This is a genomic window from Aliidiomarina minuta (assembly GCF_003987145.1).
In the GTDB taxonomy this organism is placed as follows: domain Bacteria; phylum Pseudomonadota; class Gammaproteobacteria; order Enterobacterales; family Alteromonadaceae; genus Aliidiomarina; species Aliidiomarina minuta.
Map to the genome: position 1 here is coordinate 511,299 of NZ_PIPL01000001.1, position 21,452 is coordinate 532,750.

The 21,452-nt window shown below is 47.4% G+C and carries 17 protein-coding genes; 11 read left to right on the forward strand and 6 right to left on the reverse strand.

The annotated features are described in order from the left end of the window. Window positions 1–56: 56 nt before the first annotated feature. On the forward strand, window positions 57–3,917 hold the full coding sequence (gene hrpA / locus CWE09_RS02485) for an ATP-dependent RNA helicase HrpA (RefSeq protein WP_126802367.1): 3,861 nt from the start codon (window positions 57–59) through the stop codon (window positions 3,915–3,917). 58 nt (window positions 3,918–3,975) lie between these two features. Here the strand turns inward: hrpA and CWE09_RS02490 are convergent, their stop codons facing one another. The 6 genes from CWE09_RS02490 to ubiG all read right to left on the reverse strand — a co-directional run bounded on the left by CWE09_RS02490 (window position 3,976) and on the right by ubiG (window position 9,900). Continuing rightward, window positions 3,976–4,245 (reverse strand): GrxA family glutaredoxin, encoded by a 270-nt coding sequence (locus tag CWE09_RS02490; protein WP_126802369.1) that lies wholly within the window; start codon window positions 4,243–4,245, stop codon window positions 3,976–3,978. A 109-nt stretch (window positions 4,246–4,354) separates the two neighbouring features. Further along, on the reverse strand, window positions 4,355–4,585 hold the full coding sequence (gene yfaE / locus CWE09_RS02495; RefSeq protein WP_241974289.1) for a class I ribonucleotide reductase maintenance protein YfaE: 231 nt from the start codon (window positions 4,583–4,585) through the stop codon (window positions 4,355–4,357). A 35-nt stretch (window positions 4,586–4,620) separates the two neighbouring features. Next, a complete protein-coding gene (nrdB, locus tag CWE09_RS02500; RefSeq protein ID WP_126802371.1) occupies window positions 4,621–5,751 on the reverse strand; it encodes a class Ia ribonucleoside-diphosphate reductase subunit beta in 1,131 nt (376 codons plus the stop codon). Between the two features lie 30 nt (window positions 5,752–5,781). Then, window positions 5,782–8,124 carry a class 1a ribonucleoside-diphosphate reductase subunit alpha gene (gene nrdA, locus CWE09_RS02505; RefSeq protein ID WP_126802373.1) on the reverse strand — a complete coding sequence of 781 codons (2,343 nt, stop codon included), beginning with the start codon at window positions 8,122–8,124 and terminating at the stop codon, window positions 5,782–5,784. A 395-nt stretch (window positions 8,125–8,519) separates the two neighbouring features. Continuing rightward, window positions 8,520–9,185 carry an HAD family hydrolase gene (locus tag CWE09_RS02510; protein ID WP_126802375.1) on the reverse strand — a complete coding sequence of 222 codons (666 nt, stop codon included), beginning with the start codon at window positions 9,183–9,185 and terminating at the stop codon, window positions 8,520–8,522. Window positions 9,186–9,192: 7 nt separating this feature from the next. Next, the gene (gene ubiG / locus CWE09_RS02515; RefSeq protein ID WP_126802376.1) at window positions 9,193–9,900 is read right to left on the reverse strand and encodes a bifunctional 2-polyprenyl-6-hydroxyphenol methylase/3-demethylubiquinol 3-O-methyltransferase UbiG; all 708 of its coding nucleotides are present in this window, start codon (window positions 9,898–9,900) and stop codon (window positions 9,193–9,195) included. 228 nt (window positions 9,901–10,128) lie between these two features. Here ubiG and gyrA point away from each other — a divergent pair, with 228 nt between their 5' ends. From gyrA to pyrF, 10 genes are all read left to right on the forward strand, one after another. Then, window positions 10,129–12,765, forward strand: a complete 2,637-nt coding sequence (gyrA, locus tag CWE09_RS02520; RefSeq protein WP_126802378.1) for a DNA gyrase subunit A — start codon at window positions 10,129–10,131, stop codon at window positions 12,763–12,765. After that, a complete protein-coding gene (gene serC / locus CWE09_RS02525; RefSeq protein WP_126802380.1) occupies window positions 12,755–13,834 on the forward strand; it encodes a 3-phosphoserine/phosphohydroxythreonine transaminase in 1,080 nt (359 codons plus the stop codon). Before gyrA ends, serC begins: the two co-directional genes overlap by 11 nt. A gap of 14 nt (window positions 13,835–13,848) precedes the next feature. Continuing rightward, window positions 13,849–14,955, forward strand: a complete 1,107-nt coding sequence (gene hisC, locus CWE09_RS02530; RefSeq protein WP_126802381.1) for a histidinol-phosphate transaminase — start codon at window positions 13,849–13,851, stop codon at window positions 14,953–14,955. Then, the gene (aroA, locus tag CWE09_RS02535; protein WP_241974290.1) at window positions 14,952–16,244 is read left to right on the forward strand and encodes a 3-phosphoshikimate 1-carboxyvinyltransferase; all 1,293 of its coding nucleotides are present in this window, start codon (window positions 14,952–14,954) and stop codon (window positions 16,242–16,244) included. The genes hisC and aroA overlap by 4 nt, the downstream gene beginning before the upstream one ends. Before the next feature lie 115 nt (window positions 16,245–16,359). Then, window positions 16,360–17,046, forward strand: coding sequence for a (d)CMP kinase (gene cmk / locus CWE09_RS02540; protein ID WP_126802382.1), 687 nt, complete (start codon window positions 16,360–16,362; stop codon window positions 17,044–17,046). A 141-nt stretch (window positions 17,047–17,187) separates the two neighbouring features. Beyond that, window positions 17,188–18,861, forward strand: a complete 1,674-nt coding sequence (gene rpsA, locus CWE09_RS02545; RefSeq protein ID WP_126802383.1) for a 30S ribosomal protein S1 — start codon at window positions 17,188–17,190, stop codon at window positions 18,859–18,861. Between the two features lie 75 nt (window positions 18,862–18,936). Further along, on the forward strand, window positions 18,937–19,227 hold the full coding sequence (ihfB, locus tag CWE09_RS02550; RefSeq protein WP_126802385.1) for an integration host factor subunit beta: 291 nt from the start codon (window positions 18,937–18,939) through the stop codon (window positions 19,225–19,227). A 70-nt stretch (window positions 19,228–19,297) separates the two neighbouring features. Continuing rightward, window positions 19,298–19,552 (forward strand): lipopolysaccharide assembly protein LapA domain-containing protein, encoded by a 255-nt coding sequence (locus CWE09_RS02555; protein WP_126802386.1) that lies wholly within the window; start codon window positions 19,298–19,300, stop codon window positions 19,550–19,552. Between the two features lie 12 nt (window positions 19,553–19,564). Then, window positions 19,565–20,722 (forward strand): lipopolysaccharide assembly protein LapB, encoded by a 1,158-nt coding sequence (gene lapB, locus CWE09_RS02560; RefSeq protein WP_126802388.1) that lies wholly within the window; start codon window positions 19,565–19,567, stop codon window positions 20,720–20,722. A 3-nt stretch (window positions 20,723–20,725) separates the two neighbouring features. Then, on the forward strand, window positions 20,726–21,418 hold the full coding sequence (gene pyrF, locus CWE09_RS02565) for an orotidine-5'-phosphate decarboxylase (RefSeq protein WP_126802390.1): 693 nt from the start codon (window positions 20,726–20,728) through the stop codon (window positions 21,416–21,418). The last annotated feature ends 34 nt before the right edge of the window (window positions 21,419–21,452 follow it).

Genomic DNA, 21,452 nt, shown 5'->3' on the forward strand with positions numbered 1-21,452 from the left:
GCTCACTGGCGTTAGCTTGTTAGAATGGCGGCCCAGTGAGCAGTTGCAGGTTATCCATGAACTCCCTTTTTCATTCTATCAATTCCTGTATGGTCCGCGATCGCCATGAGTTCAGGCAGCGCTTGCGAAAGCTGCAGAGAACCGATTCCAATGACAGCGGCGCGCTGAATAAGCTGCAACAGCAAATTGAAAGTTCGCAGTATAAAGTTCAGCAACGATTGACCGCGTTTCCGGCCCTTAAGTATCCTGAAGATCTGCCGGTTGTGGCGGCCAAAGATGAAATATCCGATGCTATCCGTGATAATCAGGTGGTTATTGTTGCAGGTGAAACCGGTTCAGGTAAAACGACACAATTACCCAAGATTTTAATGCAGTTGGGTTATGGGGCTGCAGGCTTTATCGGTCACACTCAACCAAGACGACTGGCGGCGCGTTCTGTTGCCAGCCGAATAGCTGAAGAACTAGGTCAATCTATTGGAGAGCATGTAGGTTATAAGGTTCGCTTCCAGGACAAGTCCAGTGACCAAGGGTCAGTAAAATTAATGACCGATGGTATTTTATTGGCGGAGCTGCAAAATGACCCTTTTCTTGCTGCTTATGAAGCTATCATTATTGATGAGGCTCATGAGCGTTCACTGAATATAGATTTTCTGCTTGGAGTGCTTCATCAGCTACTGCCTAAGCGGCCAGACCTTAAAGTTATCATCACTTCTGCCACTATAGAAACAGAACGCTTTTCTGAGCATTTTAATAAAGCTCCTGTTATTACCGTTTCCGGGCGCACTTACCCAGTTGAAACGCGCTACCAGCCGTTGCTCGATAAGCAACAGAATGACGTGGATATGTATCAGGGTATTGTTGATGCATCTATCGAGCTGATGCGCGAAGGGCCGGGCGATATTCTGGTTTTTTTAAGTGGTGAAAGAGAAATCAGAGATAGCGCGGAAGCACTTCGTGAAGCACTTGCTGATCAACGCCGCAAGGTAGACATAGTGCCTTTGTATGCCCGTTTATCTGCGTCAGAGCAGAACCGCGTATTTCAGTCCCACAGCGGTATGCGCATAGTCCTGGCTACCAACGTAGCAGAAACTTCATTAACGGTACCAGGTATTCGCTATGTGATTGATCCGGGCACAGCACGTATCAGCCGTTACAGTTATCGCACCAAAGTTCAGCGTTTACCTATTGAACCTATATCCCAGGCTAGTGCGAATCAGCGCCAGGGCCGATGCGGCCGCACAGGCCCTGGTATTTGTATCCGTTTATACAGCGAAGAAGACTTTAATAATCGGCCTGAGTTTACCGACCCGGAAATACTAAGAACTAATCTGGCTTCGGTTATTCTGCAAATGACCGCATTGCGGCTTGGTGATATTCGTCAGTTTCCATTCCTGCAAAAGCCGGATGACCGCTTTATAAATGATGGTCTGAGTTTACTTGACGAACTGGGTGCTATTCATAGAAAAAAAGAACAGCAACTTATACTGACTGACATCGGTCGGCAACTGGCCCGTTTACCTATAGATCCACGTCTGGCACGTATGGTGCTGGCAGCTCGTGATTTCGCTTCAGTACGCGAACTGATGGTGATCACGGCAGCGTTAAGTATTCAGGATCCCCGTGAACGACCAGCCGATGCCAAACAAAAATCAGATCAGCAACATGCCCGTTTTCATGATAAACACTCAGATTTTATCGCCTATCTGAACTTGTGGAATTACCTGCAGGAACAGCAGCGGGAGCTTTCTAATAATCAGTTTCGTAAACAGTGTAAAAAGGAATTTATTCATTACCTTCGAGTTCGCGAATGGCAGGACTTATATACGCAGATGCGCCAATCGGTGCGTGAAATGGGGCTGCCAATTAATGACGAGCCTGCTCAGGAAGAACAAATACACAAAGCGCTGTTAGCCGGTTTATTGTCTCAGATAGGCATGAAGGATGAAGGACATCAATTTAGTGGCGCTCGTGGTCGTAAGTTCTTTATTTTTCCGGGATCCGGTTTATTTAAGAAGCCACCTAAGTGGGTGATGGCTGCCGAGCTGGTGGAAACTTCGCGGTTATTTGCCCGAGGTGTCGGTGGTATTAAGCCCGAGTGGATTGAACCTGCAGCAGGCCACCTGGTAAAACGAAGCTACTCAGAGCCCCGTTTTGAGAAAAAGCGTGGCAGCGTAGTGGCTGATGAGCAGGTGAGTTTGTATGGTCTTATTATTGTACCCAAACGAAAAGTTCAGTTTGGCCCGCTAGACCCGGTAATAGCGCGGGAGATCTTTATTCGTGAGGCTTTGGTCACTGGTGAAGTACGCCAGCCATTACCTTTTATTCAAGCGAACTTAAAAACTATTGAAGATATTCGTGAGCTGGAAGATAAATCCCGTCGTCGCGATATTCTGATTGATGAAGAAGCTCTGTATCAGTGTTACGCCCATGAGCTACCTGAGCATATTTACGATGAACGCAAGCTGGCAAACTGGTGGAAGCAACAAAGTAAGAATAATCCGCAATTGCTGCACTTTTCACGTCAGAAACTAATGCTGCAGGAAGCCGAGTATGTAACTGAAAACCAGTATCCTGATGAATGGCAGCAAGGGTCGTTCCAACTGCCGTTAAGTTATGCTTTTGATCCCCAGGCAGAAGACGACGGTGTCAGCGTTGAGATACCGTTGGCCATTCTCAATCAGGTTCAGGAGAGCGGTTTTGACTGGCAAATTCCAGCTTTGCGTGAAGAATTGGTGATTGCTTTAATCAAGAGTTTACCCAAAAGTCTGCGCCGTAATTTTGTGCCTGCTCCAAATTATGCCCAGGCTGCATTGCAGTCAATGAAAGTTTTTGAGGGCACTCTGTTGCAGTCCTTGTCTAAACAGCTATTGCGCATGACGGGCGTTAAGGTTGAAAAGGAAGACTGGGATTTGCAGGCGTTGCCTGCGCATTTAAAGATTAACTTTAAAGTGGTGGATGCAGAAGGCAGTTTACTGGCGCAGGGACGTGACCTGAAAGACCTGCAACACAAACTTCAGGGCAAGGTTAAGCAAACACTAGTGCAGACGGCTGGCGACGATATAGAGAAAGAAGGGTTAACTGACTGGACCTTTGGTTCTTTACCGAAAAATCTGCAAAAAAAGCAGGGCCGCTTTGCTATCAAAGCTTATCCGGCTTTGGTGGATAACCACAAAGACGTGGCCATCCGCTTATTTGATAATGCGCAACAGGCGCAGGAAGCCCACCAACAGGGACTGCGCCGCCTGGTATTGCTTAAAGTGCCTTCACCAGCGTCCTATTTGCGAGAAAAATTGCCCAATAAAGCAAAACTGGCCATGTACTTTAATCCCTGGGGTAAAGTAGATGCTTTAGTCGATGATTGCATTCATGCTGCTATTGATAGCCTGCTTATCGGTCGTGAAGTCACTGATGAGCAAGCTTTTGCAGCGGTTGTGGACGATGTTCGGGGGCAGTTAAATGAGGCGACCTTGCGTGTCGCAGGGCAGGTTGAACGCTGCCTGTTATTAAGCCACCAGATTCAAAAACAATTAAAAGGCAAAGTACCACTTAACCAGGTGCAATCTTACAATGATATCAAAGCACATCTTGAAAGCCTTATTTTTAAAGGTTTTGTCAGTCAGTTCGGGGAAAAACGTTTAGCAGATATAGAACGTTACCTGAAAGCGCTGAAAATACGCCAGGAAAAACTGCCGGTTGATCCGAACCGGGATCGTTTACACATGCTGAGCGTAGCTAAACTGGAAGAGCGTTGGCAGGGTATGCTGAATCAGGTTGCAAATGGAGACAGAGCCAGTTCTGAACTGCTGCAGTTTCGTTGGATGCTCGAAGAATTCAGGGTGTCTTTGTTTGCACAGCAGCTTGGTACAGCTTTTCCGGTGTCTGAACAACGCTTGAATCAGGCATTGCAAAGCTATTAGGATGTTTATCCATGAAAAAAGGGGCTTAAGCCCCTTTTTTACAGGTATGAGTTCTCAATCAGCCGTTTTGATACAGTCCCAGATTTTCACGGGCGTAGGCTTCAAACTCAGTGCAGCCACCGACATGATCTTCATCAACAAAAATTTGCGGCACCGTTAATACGGGTTTACCGATAGTTTTTTCTAAATCGGCTTTGCTGATGCCTTCGGCATGAATGTCGACGTAACGAAACTCAAAGTCGTCACGCTCTTCGCTAAGTTGCTCGGCAATCTGCTTGGCGCGAACACAAAAAGGACATGCCGGGCGACCAAAAATAACTGTTAACATAACTCTCCCCAAAATTTTATATAGCGTATTAGCTGTTTAACTGGAGCTATTATGCCAATAACTCATTAAAAGTAAAAACTGATTAAAACGATTTTTATAATCAGTTTTTTCAATGCTCGATTTCAATATCGCTACTGGCAATGCAGACGCAGGGTAAAATATCGCCCTCACGCACGTACGCCAAAGGTTCATTAATATAGCTTACCTGACCTGAAATCAGCTGCGTACGACAGGCACCGCAGAAACCATCCCGACAATGGAAGTGGGTTTCTATGCCTTGTTCTTCCATACTTTGTAAGAGTGTTTTATCACTTTTTTCAGGTACATTAAAAGCTGCCATTCCTTTGGCCTTAACGCAATAACCTTTGCTCATTCTTATAAATCAAAATCGCCAAAGTCAGTTGCGCTGACTTCACTGTCGATCTGGCCGACCAGGTAAGAGCTTATTTCAGACTCCTGCGGCGCCACCTGCACATTATCGGACGACAGATATTTGTTCATCCAGGGCAGGGGATTGCTCTTTTGATCATACTGAGGCTCAAGGCCTATGGCGGCCATACGCAGGTTAGCTATGTATTCCACGTATTGACACAGCATGTCTTCGTTTAAACCTATCATAGAGCCATTCTGAAACAGGTAATGGGCCCATTTCTTCTCCTGTTCAACCGCAGAGGTGAAAATTTCCATAGCTTCGTCTTTCAGCTCTTCGGCAATTTCCTGCATTTCAGGATCATCTTCGCCATGCTGCCAAAGGTTTAATACATGCTGAGTAGAAGTAAGATGCAGGTTTTCATCACGAGCAATCAGGCGAATGATCTTTGAATTGCCTTCCATCATTTCACGCTCAGCGAAAGCAAAGGTACAGGCAAAGCTGACATAGAAACGTATCGCTTCCAGTGCATTAACCGAGTTCATGCAGAGGAAAAGTTTTTTCTTTAATTCCCGTTTAGTGACGGTGTAAGTCTCGCCATCTATTGTCCATTTACCTTCGCCCTGAGTCTGCCACAGCTGAGTGTGAAAAATCAGGTCGTCATAATATTTGGATATATCAGTAGCCCGTTCTCTGATCTCGTCGTTGGCAACTATGTCATCAAAAACCTCACTAGGGTCACTGAACAGGTTACGCAGAATGTGCGTGTATGAACGTGAGTGAATAGTTTCTGAAAACGACCAGGTTTCAATCCAGGTCTCTAATTCCGGTAATGAGACTATTGGCAGGAAAGCAATATTAGGGCTGCGGCCCTGTACTGAATCAAGCAAGGTCTGATACTTCAGGTTAGAAATGAAAATATGCTTTTCACTGGTACTCATAGCCTGAAAATCAACGCGGTCGCGGCTGACGTCGACTTCTTCAGGTCGCCAGAAGAAGCTCAGTTGCTTCTCGATGAGTTTCTCAAAAATACTGTGGCGCTGCTGGTCGTAGCGCGCCACATTCACTGAGTTACCGAAAAACATCGGCTCGCCCAAGGCATTGGTATGAGTTTGATTAAACGTCGAGTATTTCATTGTATTATAGGTACCCACATTAGAAATCTATTAAATTTTACAAGCGCCGCCAGCGCAATCATCGTCATCATCAAATTCAGTGGCGACTACTGCAGCCGTTGCTGCTGCCTTTTCCTGCGGAACTGCTTTGCGACCAGCCACGTCATTCTGGCTATCGGAAGCGCCATCACGGGTATTGTGGTAATACATAGTTTTCACGCCCAGTTTGTACGCGTAAAGCAGGTCTTGCAGTAATTGCTTCATGGGCACTTTATTGTTTTCAAATTTGCCCGGATCATAGTTGGTATTGGCTGAAATAGTCTGGTCGACAAACTTTTGCATAATACCGACCAGTTCCAGATAACCTTTGTTATTAGGGATTGACCACAGCAGTTCATAAGCGTCTTTCAGATTTTCATAATCCGGAACCACCTGTTTCATAACGCCATCTTTAGAGGACTTCACACTAATATGGCCGCGTGGTGGCTCTATGCCGTTGGTGGCATTAGAAATTTGTGAGGAGGTCTCTGAAGGCATCAGTGCCGACAGCGTTGAGTTACGCAAACCATGCTCTTTAACAGATTCACGTAAAGCATCCCAGTCGTAATGCAAAGGTTCGCTACAGACCGTATCGAGATCCTTTTTATAGGTGTCGATCGGCATAATCCCCTGCGAATAGGTGGTCTCGTTAAATTTAGGGCAGGCGCCTTTTTCTTTAGCCAGATCATTAGAGGCTTTTAGCAGGTAATATTGCATGGCTTCGAAGGTACGATGTACCAAACCATTGGCACTGCCATCAGAGTAACGGACACCATTTTTGGCCAGGTAATAGGCCATATTAATAACACCAATACCTAAAGTACGACGGCCCTGAGTAGCATTCCAGGCAGCTGGTACCGGGTAATCCTGATAATCCAGCAGACTGTCCAGCGCACGCACACCAAGATCAGCCAGTTCGGCAAAGTCATCCAGTGACTCAATAGAACCCAGGTTGAAAGCGGAAAGTGTACAGAGTGCAATTTCACCTTCTTCATCATTAACATGGCTTAATGGTTTAGTCGGCAGGGCAATTTCAAGGCACAGGTTGCTCTGGCGAATAGGCGCTACTTTAGCGTCAAAAGGACTGTGGTTATTGGTGTGATCTACGTTTTGCAGGTAGATACGGCCGGTACTGGCGCGCTCCTGCATAAAGAGACCGAAAAGCTCAATGGCTTTAATGCGTTTCTTACGAATGCTGTCATCCGCTTCGTACTGCACATACAAACGCTCAAATTCGTCCTGATCACAGAAGAACGCATCGTACAGACCTGGAACGTCAGAAGGGCTGAACAGGGTGATGTGCTGATCTTTAATCAGTCGCTGGTACATAAGTTTATTAAACTGCACACCGTAGTCTAAGTGGCGTACGCGGTTCTCTTCGACGCCGCGGTTATTCTTCAGTACCAGCAGCGATTCTACTTCTAAATGCCAGAGCGGATAGAAGAGGGTGGCAGCGCCGCCACGAACACCGCCCTGAGAGCAGCTTTTCACCGCAGTCTGGAAATACTTAAAGAAAGGAATGCAGCCAGTGTGGAAAGCTTCACCATTGCGAATTGGGCTGCCCAGGGCACGAATGCGTCCTGCGTTGATACCTATACCAGCCCGTTGTGATACGTATTTCACAATAGCACTGGCGGTTGCATTGATAGAATCAAGACTATCGCCACACTCTATCAGAACACAGGAGCTGAATTGACGGGTAGGGGTGCGTACACCAGACATAATAGGTGTTGGTAGTGAAATCTTAAACTGCGAGGTTGCATCATAGAAACGGCGAATGTAATCCATGCGCTTTTCTGGCGGATACTTTGCAAACAAGCAGGCGGCCACCAACATATAAAGAAACTGTGCGCTTTCGTAAACTTCGCCAGTCACCCGGTTTTGCACCAGGTATTTGCCTTCCAGTTGTTTAACCGCTGCATAAGAAAAGTTCAGGTCACGCCAGTGATCGATAAACTCGTTCATCTGATTAAATTCTTCTTCGCTGTAATCCTCCAGTAAATGGCGGTCATAGCGGTTTTTTTCTACCATGCTGGTGACTTGCTTATATAAGTGCGGCGGCTCAAATTGACCATAGGCACGCTTACGCAGGTGGAAAACCGCAAGGCGGGCTGCCATATACTGATAATCAGGAGATTCTTCCGAGATAAGATCAGCGGCGGCTTTTATGATAGTTTCATGGATATCTTCAGTCTTAATGCCATCATAAAACTGAATATGTGACTTAATTTCTACCTGCGAGACTGATACATTATTCAGACCCTCAGCAGCCCAGCTGATAACACGATGGATTTTATCCAGATCCAGAGGTTCGCGAATGCCGTTGCGTTTTGTCACTTCAATAGATTGACTCATGATGCTTTACCTGTTGCGCTGCCATTATTTGGCATGGGTGTACCACAAGATGTAGTGTTTTATGGCTTTAGTGTTTGAATTTTGCACTATATCTTGTGTTTTGGAATTGACCGATATACTAGACCTGAAACAGGCTATTCTCAAGGGCATAACCTGTGCATAACTGCCCTGTTTTTATGATTTATTTCGAAGATAAGGCTATAAGTCAGTGAAAGCGGTAGCTACAGCCTGAGTAAAGATTACAAAAATTTTAATAATATTTAGCTATTACAAATGGGGGTTTTAGTAGAGGCATTTTGGATATGTGAGCATACACGAGGGTTTACAAAGGGTTACAAGATATAGTGTTAAATCGCCAGGCTTAACACTATATCTGCATATCTGATTAGATTGACTTATTTGCCTAGTAAGGCGAACAGGTCATTAGCATGCTCAATATGGTAGTGGGCTTGCCAGGCCTGAATATCATCTTCATCACTAAGGTAGCCATAGGTCGCAAGTACTGTTTGCATACCAGCTCCTTTACCTGCCTGAATATCACGTTCAGCGTCGCCGACGTACCAGCAGTCCTGTGCAGTAATGCCCAGCTGCTCCGCTGCATAAAGTAATGGGGCCGGATCTGGCTTAGCGACATGCAGGGTATCGCCGCAGACTACCGCTCCGGCCTGTTGCAAGGCCGCAAAGTCGGGCAATAGTGCATGGGTAAACTGAGTGGGTTTATTGGTCACAATAGCGTAGGGAATATCTGCCTGTTGTAAGCTACTCAGCATAGCAACGACGCCGTCAAAGTAGTTGGTCTCGCTGCTGACGTCTTCTGCATAGGCATCCAGAAATTGTTTGCGTAGCTCGTCACGGGTAGTAGGGTTAAAATTCTCACCAAAACCAAGCCGCAATAAGCCAGTCGCGCCATGCGAGGCAAGTGGACGAGTTAAATGCAACTCGAGCTCGGGTCGCTGATGAAGGCGCAGCACTTTATTCAGTGCGGTATGTAGGCTCGGCGCGGTATCCAGTAAAGTACCGTCAAGGTCAAATAAAACAGCGCTCTTTTTGCTTATTGGCATAAAAAACTCATTCCGGTTTACGGCAATGCACAATGTAGTTCACATCGACATTACGATCACTTAAAAAGAATTCCTGGCTCAAGGGGTTATAGTGCAGCCCTGTCATGTTTTGCGCTCGTAGTGGCTGTTTTTCAGCCATTTGAACCAGTTCTGAAGGTTTGATGAATTTCGCATAATCGTGCGTGCCTTTGGGCACCCAGCCCAACACATATTCGGCCGCTACGATACCTAGCAGGCGGGATTTCAGATTGCGGTTCAACGTCGAGAAAAAGACATGACCGCCGGGTTTTACCATACTGGCGCAAGCCGCAACTACCGCTTCAGGATTGGGCACGTGCTCCAGCATCTCCAGGCAGGTTACCACGTCAAACTGTTGTTCATGAGAGGCCGCAAACTGCTCTGCTGTCGTTTCCTGATAGTCAATGCTGAGATCTGACTGAGCAGCATGGAGCCGGGCTACTTTAAGGGCTTCATCGCTCATATCAAGGCCACTGACTTGAGCGCCCATTTTCGCCATGGCTTCGCTCAGTAAACCTCCACCGCAACCAACATCCGCAACTTGCTTGCCAAACAGCCCGTCGGCGTGACGTTCAATGTAATTAAGGCGCAAAGGGTTGATTAAATGCAGCGGCTTAAACTCGCCATCCGGATCCCACCAACGCGACGCTACAGCACTGAATTTACTAATTTCACCTGGGTCCACATTCTGATTCATGGCATTAATTCCTGTGTGACTATAAAACAAGCAGTAAGCCCCGCGTCATGCGCTTTATAAGGGCGCCGCTAGTGTACTCAACCTGAGTAGCAGTTGCCAGTTTTGTGACTCGTCAATGAACCTGGCTTATGATATGCTCAAACGCTGCTGAGCAGGGCGCTTTTGACGCCACTCACTGACTAATTATAACGACATAAACAACGCTAATTTATTGTAGGGAAGTTCTGTATGAGTGATCATGCCCAGGAAGTGGTTCCGGTTAATATAGAAGACGAACTGAAAAACTCTTACCTTGATTATGCCATGAGCGTAATCATCGGGCGGGCCTTGCCAGATGTTCGTGATGGTTTGAAACCAGTGCATCGCCGCGTGCTGTTCGCAATGAGTGTATTGGGTAACGATTACAACAAACCTTATAAAAAGTCGGCTCGTGTGGTCGGTGATGTAATTGGTAAATATCACCCGCATGGCGACTCAGCGGCTTACGACACTATTGTTCGTATGGCGCAGCCTTTTTCATTACGTTATATGCTGGCTGACGGGCAGGGTAACTTCGGTTCGGTCGATGGCGATTCGGCCGCTGCGATGCGTTATACCGAAGTACGTATGTCCAAAATATCTCACCAGTTGCTGGCTGACCTGGACAAAGAGACCGTCGACTTTGTACCTAACTACGACAGTACCGAGCAGATTCCTGATGTATTGCCAACCCGGGTTCCTAACCTGCTCGCTAACGGCTCATCCGGTATTGCTGTGGGTATGGCGACTAATATTCCGCCGCATAATCTGACTGAAGTGATCAATGGCTGTCTGGCCATGATCAAAAACCCGGACATCACTTTCGAAGAATTGATGGAGTACATTCCGGGACCCGACTTCCCAACAGCCGCTATTATTTCTGGTAATCAGGGCATTATTGAAGCTTACCGCACAGGTCGCGGCCGGATTCATATCCGCTCACGCGCTGAGGTTATTACCGAAGACAATGGTCGTGAAACCATTATCGTGCACGAACTGCCGTATCAGGTAAATAAAGCCCGACTAATTGAAAAAATTGCTGATCTGGTTAAAGAGAAAAAGCTGGAAGGCATTAGTGGGCTGCGTGATGAGTCAGACAAAGACGGCATGCGCGTTGTCATAGAAATGAAGCGAGGCGAGTCCGGTGAAGTGATGCTTAATCACTTGTATCGCAACACGCAAATGCAGGTCGTTTTTGGTATCAACATGGTGGCGCTGGACAAAGGCCAGCCGAAACTATTCACGCTGCGTGAAATGATTGAATGCTTCATTCTGCATCGTCGTGAAGTGGTTACCCGCCGCACGGTATATGAGCTTCGCAAAGCACGTGAACGGGCTCATATTCTTGAAGGCCTGGCCATATCGCTGGCCAACATCGAAGAAATCATTGAACTTATTAAAGCCTCTCCATCCCCTGCAGAAGCCAAAGCCTCGCTAATAGCCCGTGGCTGGCAGCTGGGTGATGTCGCATCGATGCTGGAACGTGCCGGTGTTGATGCAGCCCGTCCTGACTGGGTCGAGGAAGGTTTTGGTGTGCGTGATGGTATTTATCATCTGACTGAAAACCAGGCTCAGGCAATTCTTGAGTTACGCTTACACAGACTGACAGGCCTTGAGCACGAAAAGATTCTGAATGAATACCAGTCCTTGCTGGAACAGATTGAAGAATTATTGCATATCCTTTCCAGCTCAGAACGCCTGATGGAAGTGATTGAAGAAGAACTGGTAGCGGTCAAAGCTGAATTTGGTGACGAGCGTCGTACTGAATTGAGCTCAATAGCGCATGATATCAGCCTGGAAGACTTGATCGAACAGGAAGATGTCGTAGTAACGCTGTCGCACCAGGGATACGTGAAGTACCAGCCATTGAATGAATACGAAGCACAGAAGCGCGGGGGTAAAGGCAAAGCAGCGACTAAGATGAAAGACGAAGACTTCATTGAACGCCTGCTGGTAGCCAACACTCACGATACCATACTGTGTTTCTCAACCCGTGGCCGGGTGTACTGGATGAAGACCTACCAGTTGCCATTAGCTAGCCGCGCTGCCCGCGGCAAACCTATTGTAAACCTGCTGCCACTGGAAGATGACGAGCGCATTACTGCCATTCTGCCGATCGCTGATTTTGAAGATGATAAATTTGTCTTCATGGCGACTCGCAACGGTACCGTTAAGAAAACACCTTTGGTTGACTACTCGCGCCCTCGTGCAAGCGGCATCATTGCCCTTAATCTGGCAGATAATGACGAGCTTATCGGCGTTAATATCACCGATGGTAAACAGGACATACTGCTGTTTTCTGATGCAGGTAAAGTAGTTCGCTTCACCGAAGATAAAGTACGTTCTATGGGTCGTACCGCGACTGGTGTTCGTGGTATCCGCCTGAACGAAGACCAGAAAGTTGTGTCCTTGATAGTGCCTCGTACTACTGAAGGCAGCGAAAACGAAGGCGCTATATTAACCGTGACTGAAAACGGCTTTGGTAAACGTACCATGCTCAGCGAGTACCCAGCGAAAAGCCGGGCTACTATGGGTGTAGTATCTATTAAAGTTTCTGAGCGTAATGGTTCAGTAGTCGGTGCTCTGGAAGTGGTGCCTGGTGAACAAATGATGATCATCAGTAACCGCAGTACCCTGGTGCGCACCAGGGTAGATGAAGTCTCTATGGTGGGTCGTAATACACAGGGCGTCACCCTTATTCGCACAGCCACTGATGAATTTGTGGTCGGTTTGCAGCGCATCGCTGAAATAGACGATGAAGCGGTCGTTATTGAAGGTGAAGAAGGCGAAGAGGGCGCCCCTGAGGCAACCTCCTCTGAAGAGGATTCCCCGAACGATGACGCATAACTTTTCTGCAGGGCCGGCTATGTTGCCGGCCCCCGTATTAAAGAAAGCACAAAAAGAGTTATTAGACTGGCAGGGGCGTGGTGTTTCTGTGATGGAAATCAGCCACCGCTCTCCAGCCTATATCGCCATGGCCGAACAGGCCGAGCAGGATTTACGGGATCTGATGTCGATTCCGGATAACTATGCGGTGCTATTTATGCATGGCGGGGGACGCAGTCAGTTTTCCGCGGTACCACAGAATATCGCAGGGGCTGACGCCACTGTCGATTATCTGGACACGGGTAACTGGTCGCAAATCGCTGAGAAAGAAGCGGCTAAATATGTCGCCCGGGTGAATCGGGTGGCTTCAGTCACTGACAGCGAACAGGGCAAAATGATACCGCCACAGGCGTCATGGAACTTAACTCCCGGAGCGGCTTATCTGCATTACTGCCCGAATGAGACTGTTGATGGTATAGCCTTGCACGAGATCCCAGAAGTGTCAGCACCACTGGTTGCCGATATGTCTTCAGTTATTCTGGCAGAATCGCTGGATGTTTCTAAGTTTGGAGTTATTTATGCCGGTGCTCAGAAGAACATTGGCCCCTCTGGTTTTGCCGTCGTTATTGTACGCAGAGATTTGCTCGCTACGCAGCAGAACTCAGTTTGCACCGTGATGAACTATCAGGTGCAGGACACTGAAAAATCCATGTATAACACTCCGAATACTTTTGCCTGGTACCTTGCCGGCGAAGTATTTAAGTGGATAAAAGCAGAAGGTGGTGTGCAGGTGATGCAGGCGCGTAATCACGCTAAAGCAAAACTACTGTATGAATGCATAGATAATAACCCTTTCTATAAAAATCAGATACACCCACAAAACCGTTCTATCATGAACGTACCTTTTCAGTTACTAAAACCGGAACTGGATAACGAATTTCTTAAACAGGCTGAGCAACGCGGTCTGATGGCGCTTAAAGGGCACCGTTTTGTTGGCGGCATGCGCGCCAGCATGTATAACGCTATGCCACTGGAAGGCACTCGAGCGCTTGTAGACTTTATGACCGAGTTCGCCCGTACTCATAAATAAATCAGGATCTGAATATGACAACAACTTTTAATGCCGCTGAACTGGCCTTGCCAGGTATTCGTGAACTACAACCTTATCAGGCTGGCAAGCCTATTGAAGAGCTGGAACGGGAGCTTGGTTTGAGTGGCATCGTGAAGCTGGCTTCCAATGAAAACCCCCTCGGTGTGAGCCCCCTGGTGCAGGCCGCATTGAACGTTGCGGTGAAAGGACTGGCCCGTTACCCGGATGCCAATGGTTTCTACCTGAAACAGTCATTAGCTGAGAAATTTGCCGTCAATGCGGATCAAATTACTTTGGGTAATGGTTCTAATGATGTGCTTGAATTACTGGCCCGTACTTATGTGCAGCCACAGCATGAAGTTATCTTCTCGCAGCATGCTTTTGTGGTGTATCCGCTGGTAACTAAAGCTATTGGAGCCACCCCGGTTGCTGTACCTGCACGTGACTACGGTCATGATCTGGATGCCATGGCGGCTGCGGTAACCGATAAAACCCGCATGATTTTCATCGCCAACCCAAATAATCCAACCGGAACTTTTCTTAGCAGCGCTGAGCTCGAAGCTTTTCTACAGAAAATTCCCAACCAGGTACTGGTGGTTCTGGATGAAGCCTATTATGAGTACGTACCCGCCGCCGAGCGTGCTCCTTCTATGCAATGGATAACACGATTCCCTAACCTGGTGGTCAGCCGTACCTTTTCCAAAGCTTATGGTTTAGCCGGTTTACGTGCAGGTTTTGCTGTTTCTCATCCGCAGGTTGCAGACCTGATGAACCGTATCCGGCAGCCTTTTAATATGAATCATCTGGCACTGACAGCCGCGTTGACTGCTCTGGAAGATGAAAAATTTCTGGCGGAGTCGATAGAAGTTAATAGTGCAGGCATGCGTCAGCTTATCGATTTTTGCGATCGTCACGGATTAACTTATATACCTTCACATGGCAACTTTCTGACCATTGAAGTTGGACCTGAAGCCGGCGCTATTTATCAAAAACTGCTCGAGATGGGCGTTATTGTGCGTCCGGTAGCTGGTTATGAATTACCCAATCATTTGCGCGTTAGTATTGGTCTGGCTGATGAAAACGATGCCTTCTGTCATGCGATGGAGAAAATTCTGGCGTGAGCGCAATACTGGCTTTGGAATATCAGTCCCGGGCAGAGGGCTCTGTCAATCTGCCCGGCTCCAAAAGCATTGCCAATCGTGCGTTGCTGCTGGCTGCCATGGCGCAGGGAGAAACTATTCTGCAATCGGTGCTGGACAGTGACGATACCCGGCATATGCGCAATGCTTTGCGTAAGCTGGGTGTCAATTACACTGAGCAACATAATGCGCAGGGTCTTGAAGTTCGCATACAGGGCCGGGCAGGGGGCTTCTCCATCGCTGACAGCGCTGAGTTATTCCTGGGCAATGCAGGAACCGCTATGCGGCCACTGACAGCTGCGCTTGCTGCCAGTCAGGGAATATTCCGGTTGACTGGTGAAGAGCGCATGTACGAGCGCCCGATAGGGCCTCTGGTCGATGCTTTACGGTTGTTAGGTGCTGATATAAATTACCTGCAGGAAGCTGGCTATCCGCCTTTACTCATTCATGGAGCCAGTCTGCAGGGCGGACGCGTAAGTATTGATGGCAGCCTTTCCAGCCAGTTTGTCAGCGCTTTGCTGATGGCTCTGCCACTTGCGAATGAGGATACCGTGGTAGAACTAACCGGTGACTTGGTTTCTTTACCTTATATTCAATTGACTCTGGATTTAATGTCCCGGTTCGGTATTCAGGTTCAGCAAGTCGACACTCGCCATTTTATCGTACCGGGGAAAAGCAGTTATCAAAGTCCGGGTGAATTTGTGGTGGAAGGGGATGCATCTTCGGCATCCTATTTTTTAGCCGCAGGCGCCATTGCTGGCGGCACTGTTACCGTAAAAGGCACAGGTTTAGCGAGTCTGCAGGGCGATAAAGCCTTTGCTGAAATACTTGAGCAAATGGGCGCTCAGGTAGCGTGGGGGCAAAACCATATCAGTGTCAGCCGCGGCGAACTACAAGGTGGCCACTTCGACCTTAATGCGATCCCCGATGCTGCTATGACTATTGCTACTACGGCTTTGTTCGCTAAGGGGCCAACAGAAATCCGCAATGTCTACAACTGGCGACTAAAAGAAACTGACCGCTTACACGCTATGGCCACTGAACTGCGCAAGACCGGAGCAGAAGTTACTGAGTATGACGACGGCCTGCGTATTGTACCTCCAGCGGTTATTCAACGTGCCCGGGTAGCCACCTATAACGATCACCGCATGGCGATGTGCTTTTCTTTGCTCACTTTCGCTCCAGCTGGTGTGGAAATAGAAGACGCTCAGTGCTGTGATAAAACTTACCCTGAATTCTTTCAGGACTTCTCAGCTATTTGCCATAACTAAGCAGTAAAATGGCATTTTCTAACAAAGGCCGTATAATTACGGCGCTTTCAATCGAATTTTAAGAAAAGGGCTTTTCTAAAGCCCTTTTCTGTATTCCGAAATAAATGAGGATTTTATGTCTGCTAACGTACCCGTAATTACTATCGACGGTCCGAGCGGTTCAGGGAAAGGTACAATCAGCCGTTTACTGGCGGAAAAGTTAAGTTGGCACCTGTTGGATAGTGGCGCTATCTATCGCGTACTTGCAGTCGCTTCATTGCATCACGAATTCAGTCCCGAAGATGAAGAAAGCCTGGTGGCGTTGGCTACTGATCTGGATGTGAAATTTGTCGCTAACGAGGACACGGGGCTGACCCATGTAATACTTGAAGGTGAGGATGTGACCATGGCTATTCGCACTGAACAGGTGGGTAATCAAGCCTCTAAAATTGCAGCACTGCCTCGTGTTCGCGAAGCCTTACTGCGTCGCCAGCGAGCTTTTCGGGATCTTCCCGGGCTGGTTGCAGATGGTCGTGACATGGGTACAGTGGTCTTTCCTAATGCTGAAGCCAAGATATTCCTGACGGCAAGTGCTGAAGAACGTGCCCGGCGCCGTTTTCAGCAATTGCAAGAGAAAGGCATGGATGCTAATATGGAGCAACTCGTCACAGAAATTCGTGAGCGTGACGAGCGGGATATGAATCGCTCTGCGGCCCCTTTAAAGGCAGCGGAGGATTCGCTTATGCTGGATTCCAGTTCAATGTCTGTTGAACAGGTGCTTGATAAGGTGCTGCAATACGCCCATGACAGGCTTTCATCGTAACGCGGGTTAACCCGGTATGTATTCTGAAATTGCTGTTACGGCAGTTTTCACGGTCGGTGCGACGGAGTGTGCTGATAATCATTCACAACCCCATTCGACAGGTATGTCAATGGATGTAACTTAACTTAAGTAATCAAATCTATGACTGAAAATTTTGCCCAACTCTTTGAAGAGAGTTTACAGGAAGTCGAAACCCGTCCAGGTTCAATCGTTAAAGGAACCATCGTTGGCATCCAGAAAGATCTGGTTTTAGTTGACGCAGGACTTAAATCTGAAAGTGCTATTCCCGCCGATCAGTTTATGGACGCGAATGGTAACCTTGAAGTTGAAGTCGGTGACATTGTCGATGTAGCACTGGACGCAGTTGAAGATGGTTTCGGCGAAACTATCCTTTCTCGTGAAAAAGCTAAGCGTTATGAAGCCTGGCTGCAGCTTGAAGAAGCTTACGAGAAAGAAGAAACCGTTATTGGTGTTATTAACGGTAAAGTGAAAGGCGGTTTCACTGTTGAATTAAACGGTGTTCGTGCTTTCTTACCAGGCTCTCTGGTAGATGTTCGTCCAGTTCGCGATACTGCGCACCTGGAAGGCAAAGATTTAGAATTTAAAGTTATCAAGCTGGACCAGAAACGTAATAACGTTGTGGTTTCTCGCCGTGCTGTTATCGAAAAAGAGAACAGTGCAGAGCGTGAAGAGCTGCTTGAAAACCTGCAGGAAGGCCAGGAAGTTGCTGGTATCGTTAAAAACCTGACTGACTACGGTGCATTCGTAGATTTAGGTGGTGTTGACGGTCTTCTGCACATTACTGACATGGCCTGGAAGCGTGTTAAGCATCCAAGTGAAATTGTAAATGTTGGTGATGAGATAAACTGTAAAGTATTGAAGTTCGATCGTGAGCGTACACGCGTATCCTTAGGTCTGAAGCAGCTGGGTGAAGATCCGTGGAGCGACATCGCTACACGTTACCCAGAAGGCGCTCGCCTGACCGGTCGTGTAACTAATCTGACTGACTATGGTTGCTTCGTTGAAATCGAAGAAGGCGTTGAAGGTCTGGTACACGTTTCAGAAATGGACTGGACTAACAAAAACGTACACCCGTCTAAGGTTGTAAACCTGGATGATAGCGTTGAAGTTATGGTTCTGGAAATTGATGAAGAACGTCGTCGTATCTCGCTTGGTCTGAAACAATGTAAACCTAACCCTTGGGAAGAGTTTGCTAAGTCATTCCAGAAAGGTGACAAAGTTAGCGGTAAGATCAAGTCAATTACTGACTTTGGTATCTTTATCGGTCTGGACGGCGGCATTGACGGTTTGGTTCATCTGTCTGACATTTCCTGGAATAACGCTGGCGAAGAAGCTGTGCGTGAATACAAGAAAGGTGAAGAAGTTGAAGCAGTGGTTCTTCAGGTTGACGCAGAACGTGAGCGTATCTCACTGGGCGTTAAGCAAATTTCTGAAGATCCGGTTAACAACTATCTGACAGCTACCAAGAAGGGTGCTATTGTTAACGGAACCATCACTGAAGTTGACGCTAAGGGTGCAACCGTAGAGTTAGCTGAAGGTGTTGAAGGTTACATCCGTGTAGCAGACATCTCACGTGACCGTATCGAAGACGCAAGTGAAGTTCTGAAAGCTGGTGAACCTGTTGAAGCTCGCTTCATGGGTATTGACCGCAAAAACCGTGTTCTGAGCCTTTCAATCAAGGCGAAAGACGAAGCTGACGAAAAAGCAGCGGTAGAAAGCGTCAATCAACAGCAGGATGACAACGCATTCTCGAGTGCGATGGCAGAAGCGTTCAAGGCGGCTAAAGAAGATTAAAATCTTCTTAGCACTAAGGGTGGCTGCAGGCATGGTTGAACATGACAATTCCATGTTTGGCATTAAGGATCTGTTATGACCAAATCAGAGCTGATCGAACAACTTGCTGATAAGCAGCCACACTTAAGCCCGAAACAGGTGGAAAGCGGAGTTAAAGAAATACTTGAATCGTTGATTCATTCTTTAGCCTCTGGGGACCGCGTTGAAGTAAGGGGCTTTGGAAGTTTTTCCCTGCATTACCGGGAAGCCCGTTTGGGACGTAACCCGAAGACTGGCGATAAAGTTCAGTTGGAAGGCAAATACGTTCCTCACTTTAAACCTGGTAAAGCACTAAGAGACCGTGTAAACGTCGGCAAGAACGCGTGAATATAGGTTTATAAACAAGGCATGCTATAATGGCATGCCTTTTTTTTAACATGCATAGCGAAGGAAGCCTATGTGGCGAGTCTTATTTATCCTGTTGCCGCTTGTATTTCTGTTCATTCTGGCAATGGCCTTTGGTGCCTATAACAAGAGTTCAGTTCCTGTTCACTTTATTGTGGCACAGAAAGAAATGACAGTGGCCAGCCTGCTGGCTCTGTTTCTGGGAATAGGATTTTTCTTTGGTACCCTTAGTCTGTCGCTCAGTTACTGGCGTTTGCGGGTACGCAATCGTCGTCTACGTAAAGAGCTGAATAAGCTGAAACGCTAAAGGTCAGTCCTGATGATAGAATTGCTCTTCCTGCTCTTACCTGTTGCTGCTGCATATGGCTGGTTTATGGGCCGCAATAGTGTGCGTGCTGAACAGCGTCGTGAACAGGAACAATTCTCCCAAAAGTACGTAACTGGCATTAATCTTTTACTTTCCGATCAAAGCGATAAAGCAGTTGATCTCTTTGTAGACATCCTTGATGTCGATAGCGAAACTCTGGATACCCACTGGGCCCTGGGCAAATTATTTCGCCGCCGTGGTGAAGTAGAACGCGCTATACGCATTCATCAGAATCTTATTTCACGCCCATCTTTATCTGAACATGACCGTCACCTGGCCTTATTTGAACTGGGTGAAGACTATTTGTCAGCGGGTCTATATGACCGGGCGGAAAAAATGTTTCTTGATTTGCAGCAGCAAAATAAATTCAAGAACGACAGTCTCTATAACTTACTGACTATTTACGAGTCCACTCATGAGTGGCATAAAGCTATTAAAATGGCGCTTAAAATAGCTCGTTCGGATCGCCGGGTGGAAGCAACCATCGCGCAATTCTATTGTGAGCTGGCTGATGTGCAGGAAGATCCGGAAGCAGCCCTTAAATATTATCAGAAAGCGCTAAAACATGACCGTAACTGTGTACGCGCCAGTCTCGCTCTCAGTCGTTGGTGGATGGGGCAGGGAAGTTATCGTCAGGCACTGGATTTTTTATTGAAGATTAAAGATCAGGATGCCGACTTTCTGCCGGAAGCGTTGCCGCTTATCCGTGACAGCTACCTTGCTCTGAAGGAGCGCACCAGCCTGGTCAGCTTCCTGCATGAGTGTATGCAGTCATATCCAAGCGCCAGTGTCATGGTCATGCTAGCGGAACTGGTCGCTGAGCAAAATGACGTCGAAGAAGCGGAGCGATTTATGACTCGTGCGCTGGCTGAGAACCCGACGACTAAAGGTTTCCATAAATTAATTGACTTACATATCAGAACAGCGGATGAAGGGAAAGCAAGGGACAGCTTAATTATGCTACGTAATATGGTAGCAGAACGGCTAAAGCGCAATGCCCACTACCATTGCAGGCACTGCGGATTTTCAGGGCAAACTTTATACTGGCACTGTCCGTCCTGTAAAGCATGGGCAACGATCAAGCCAACCAAAGGCTTAGACGGGGAATAAAAAATGAAAAAAATTATTGTTGCTTTAGATTTCGCCAGTGCTGATGAAGCACTGGCATTTGTCGATAAGCTGGATGCTGACGAGTGTAGAGTTAAGGTTGGCAAAGAACTCTTTACTCAAGCAGGACCTGAGCTAATCAGGGCCTTACATAAGCGCGGCTTTGAAGTGTTTTTGGATCTTAAGTTTCATGATATTCCTGCGACAGTGGCAAAAGCAGTAAAAGCGGCTGCTGATTTGGGCGTGTGGATGGTTAATGTGCATGCCAGTGGCGGCGAAGAAATGTTAAAAGCAGCGGTTGAAGCACTACAGTCTTATGGTGATAAAGCGCCACTATTAATAGCGGTTACCGTATTGACCAGTATGTCAGAGCAGGAACTGCAGAAACTGGGCATCGATAAACCTTTACCTGCCCAGGTTTTAACACTGGCTCGTATGGCCAGAGAGAGTGGCCTGGACGGCGTTGTCTGCTCAGCTAAGGAAGCCGCTCTGCTACGCGAGGCACTGGGTAAAGAATTTTTATTGGTAACCCCAGGTATTCGCCCTCCAGGTAGCGCTATCAACGACCAGAAGCGAGTTATGACACCAATAGAAGCTATGCACGCCGGTGCCGACTATCTGGTTATGGGCCGCCCTATACGTGAGGCACAGGATTCAGTTTCTTTACTCCGTGAGATCAATCAGCAATTGCGTAATTAAGATGCCGGTATAGCAAGCGAAGCTATACTAAAAA

What these genes read in the sequence shown, in the direction of transcription:
- hisC (WP_126802381.1), top strand. Translation starts at nt 13,849, where the DNA reads ATGACAACAACTTTTAATGCCGCTGAACTGGCCTTGCCAGGTATTCGT.
- pyrF (WP_126802390.1), top strand. Translation starts at nt 20,726, where the DNA reads ATGAAAAAAATTATTGTTGCTTTAGATTTCGCCAGTGCTGATGAAGCA.
- CWE09_RS02510 (WP_126802375.1), bottom strand. Translation starts at nt 9,185, where the DNA reads ATGCCAATAAGCAAAAAGAGCGCTGTTTTATTTGACCTTGACGGTACT.
- hrpA (WP_126802367.1), top strand. Translation starts at nt 57, where the DNA reads ATGAACTCCCTTTTTCATTCTATCAATTCCTGTATGGTCCGCGATCGC.
- CWE09_RS02555 (WP_126802386.1), top strand. Translation starts at nt 19,298, where the DNA reads ATGTGGCGAGTCTTATTTATCCTGTTGCCGCTTGTATTTCTGTTCATT.
- lapB (WP_126802388.1), top strand. Translation starts at nt 19,565, where the DNA reads ATGATAGAATTGCTCTTCCTGCTCTTACCTGTTGCTGCTGCATATGGC.
- ihfB (WP_126802385.1), top strand. Translation starts at nt 18,937, where the DNA reads ATGACCAAATCAGAGCTGATCGAACAACTTGCTGATAAGCAGCCACAC.
- gyrA (WP_126802378.1), top strand. Translation starts at nt 10,129, where the DNA reads ATGAGTGATCATGCCCAGGAAGTGGTTCCGGTTAATATAGAAGACGAA.
- rpsA (WP_126802383.1), top strand. Translation starts at nt 17,188, where the DNA reads ATGACTGAAAATTTTGCCCAACTCTTTGAAGAGAGTTTACAGGAAGTC.
- yfaE (WP_241974289.1), bottom strand. Translation starts at nt 4,585, where the DNA reads ATGGCAGCTTTTAATGTACCTGAAAAAAGTGATAAAACACTCTTACAA.
- CWE09_RS02490 (WP_126802369.1), bottom strand. Translation starts at nt 4,245, where the DNA reads ATGTTAACAGTTATTTTTGGTCGCCCGGCATGTCCTTTTTGTGTTCGC.
- ubiG (WP_126802376.1), bottom strand. Translation starts at nt 9,900, where the DNA reads ATGAATCAGAATGTGGACCCAGGTGAAATTAGTAAATTCAGTGCTGTA.
- serC (WP_126802380.1), top strand. Translation starts at nt 12,755, where the DNA reads ATGACGCATAACTTTTCTGCAGGGCCGGCTATGTTGCCGGCCCCCGTA.
- nrdB (WP_126802371.1), bottom strand. Translation starts at nt 5,751, where the DNA reads ATGAAATACTCGACGTTTAATCAAACTCATACCAATGCCTTGGGCGAG.
- nrdA (WP_126802373.1), bottom strand. Translation starts at nt 8,124, where the DNA reads ATGAGTCAATCTATTGAAGTGACAAAACGCAACGGCATTCGCGAACCT.
- cmk (WP_126802382.1), top strand. Translation starts at nt 16,360, where the DNA reads ATGTCTGCTAACGTACCCGTAATTACTATCGACGGTCCGAGCGGTTCA.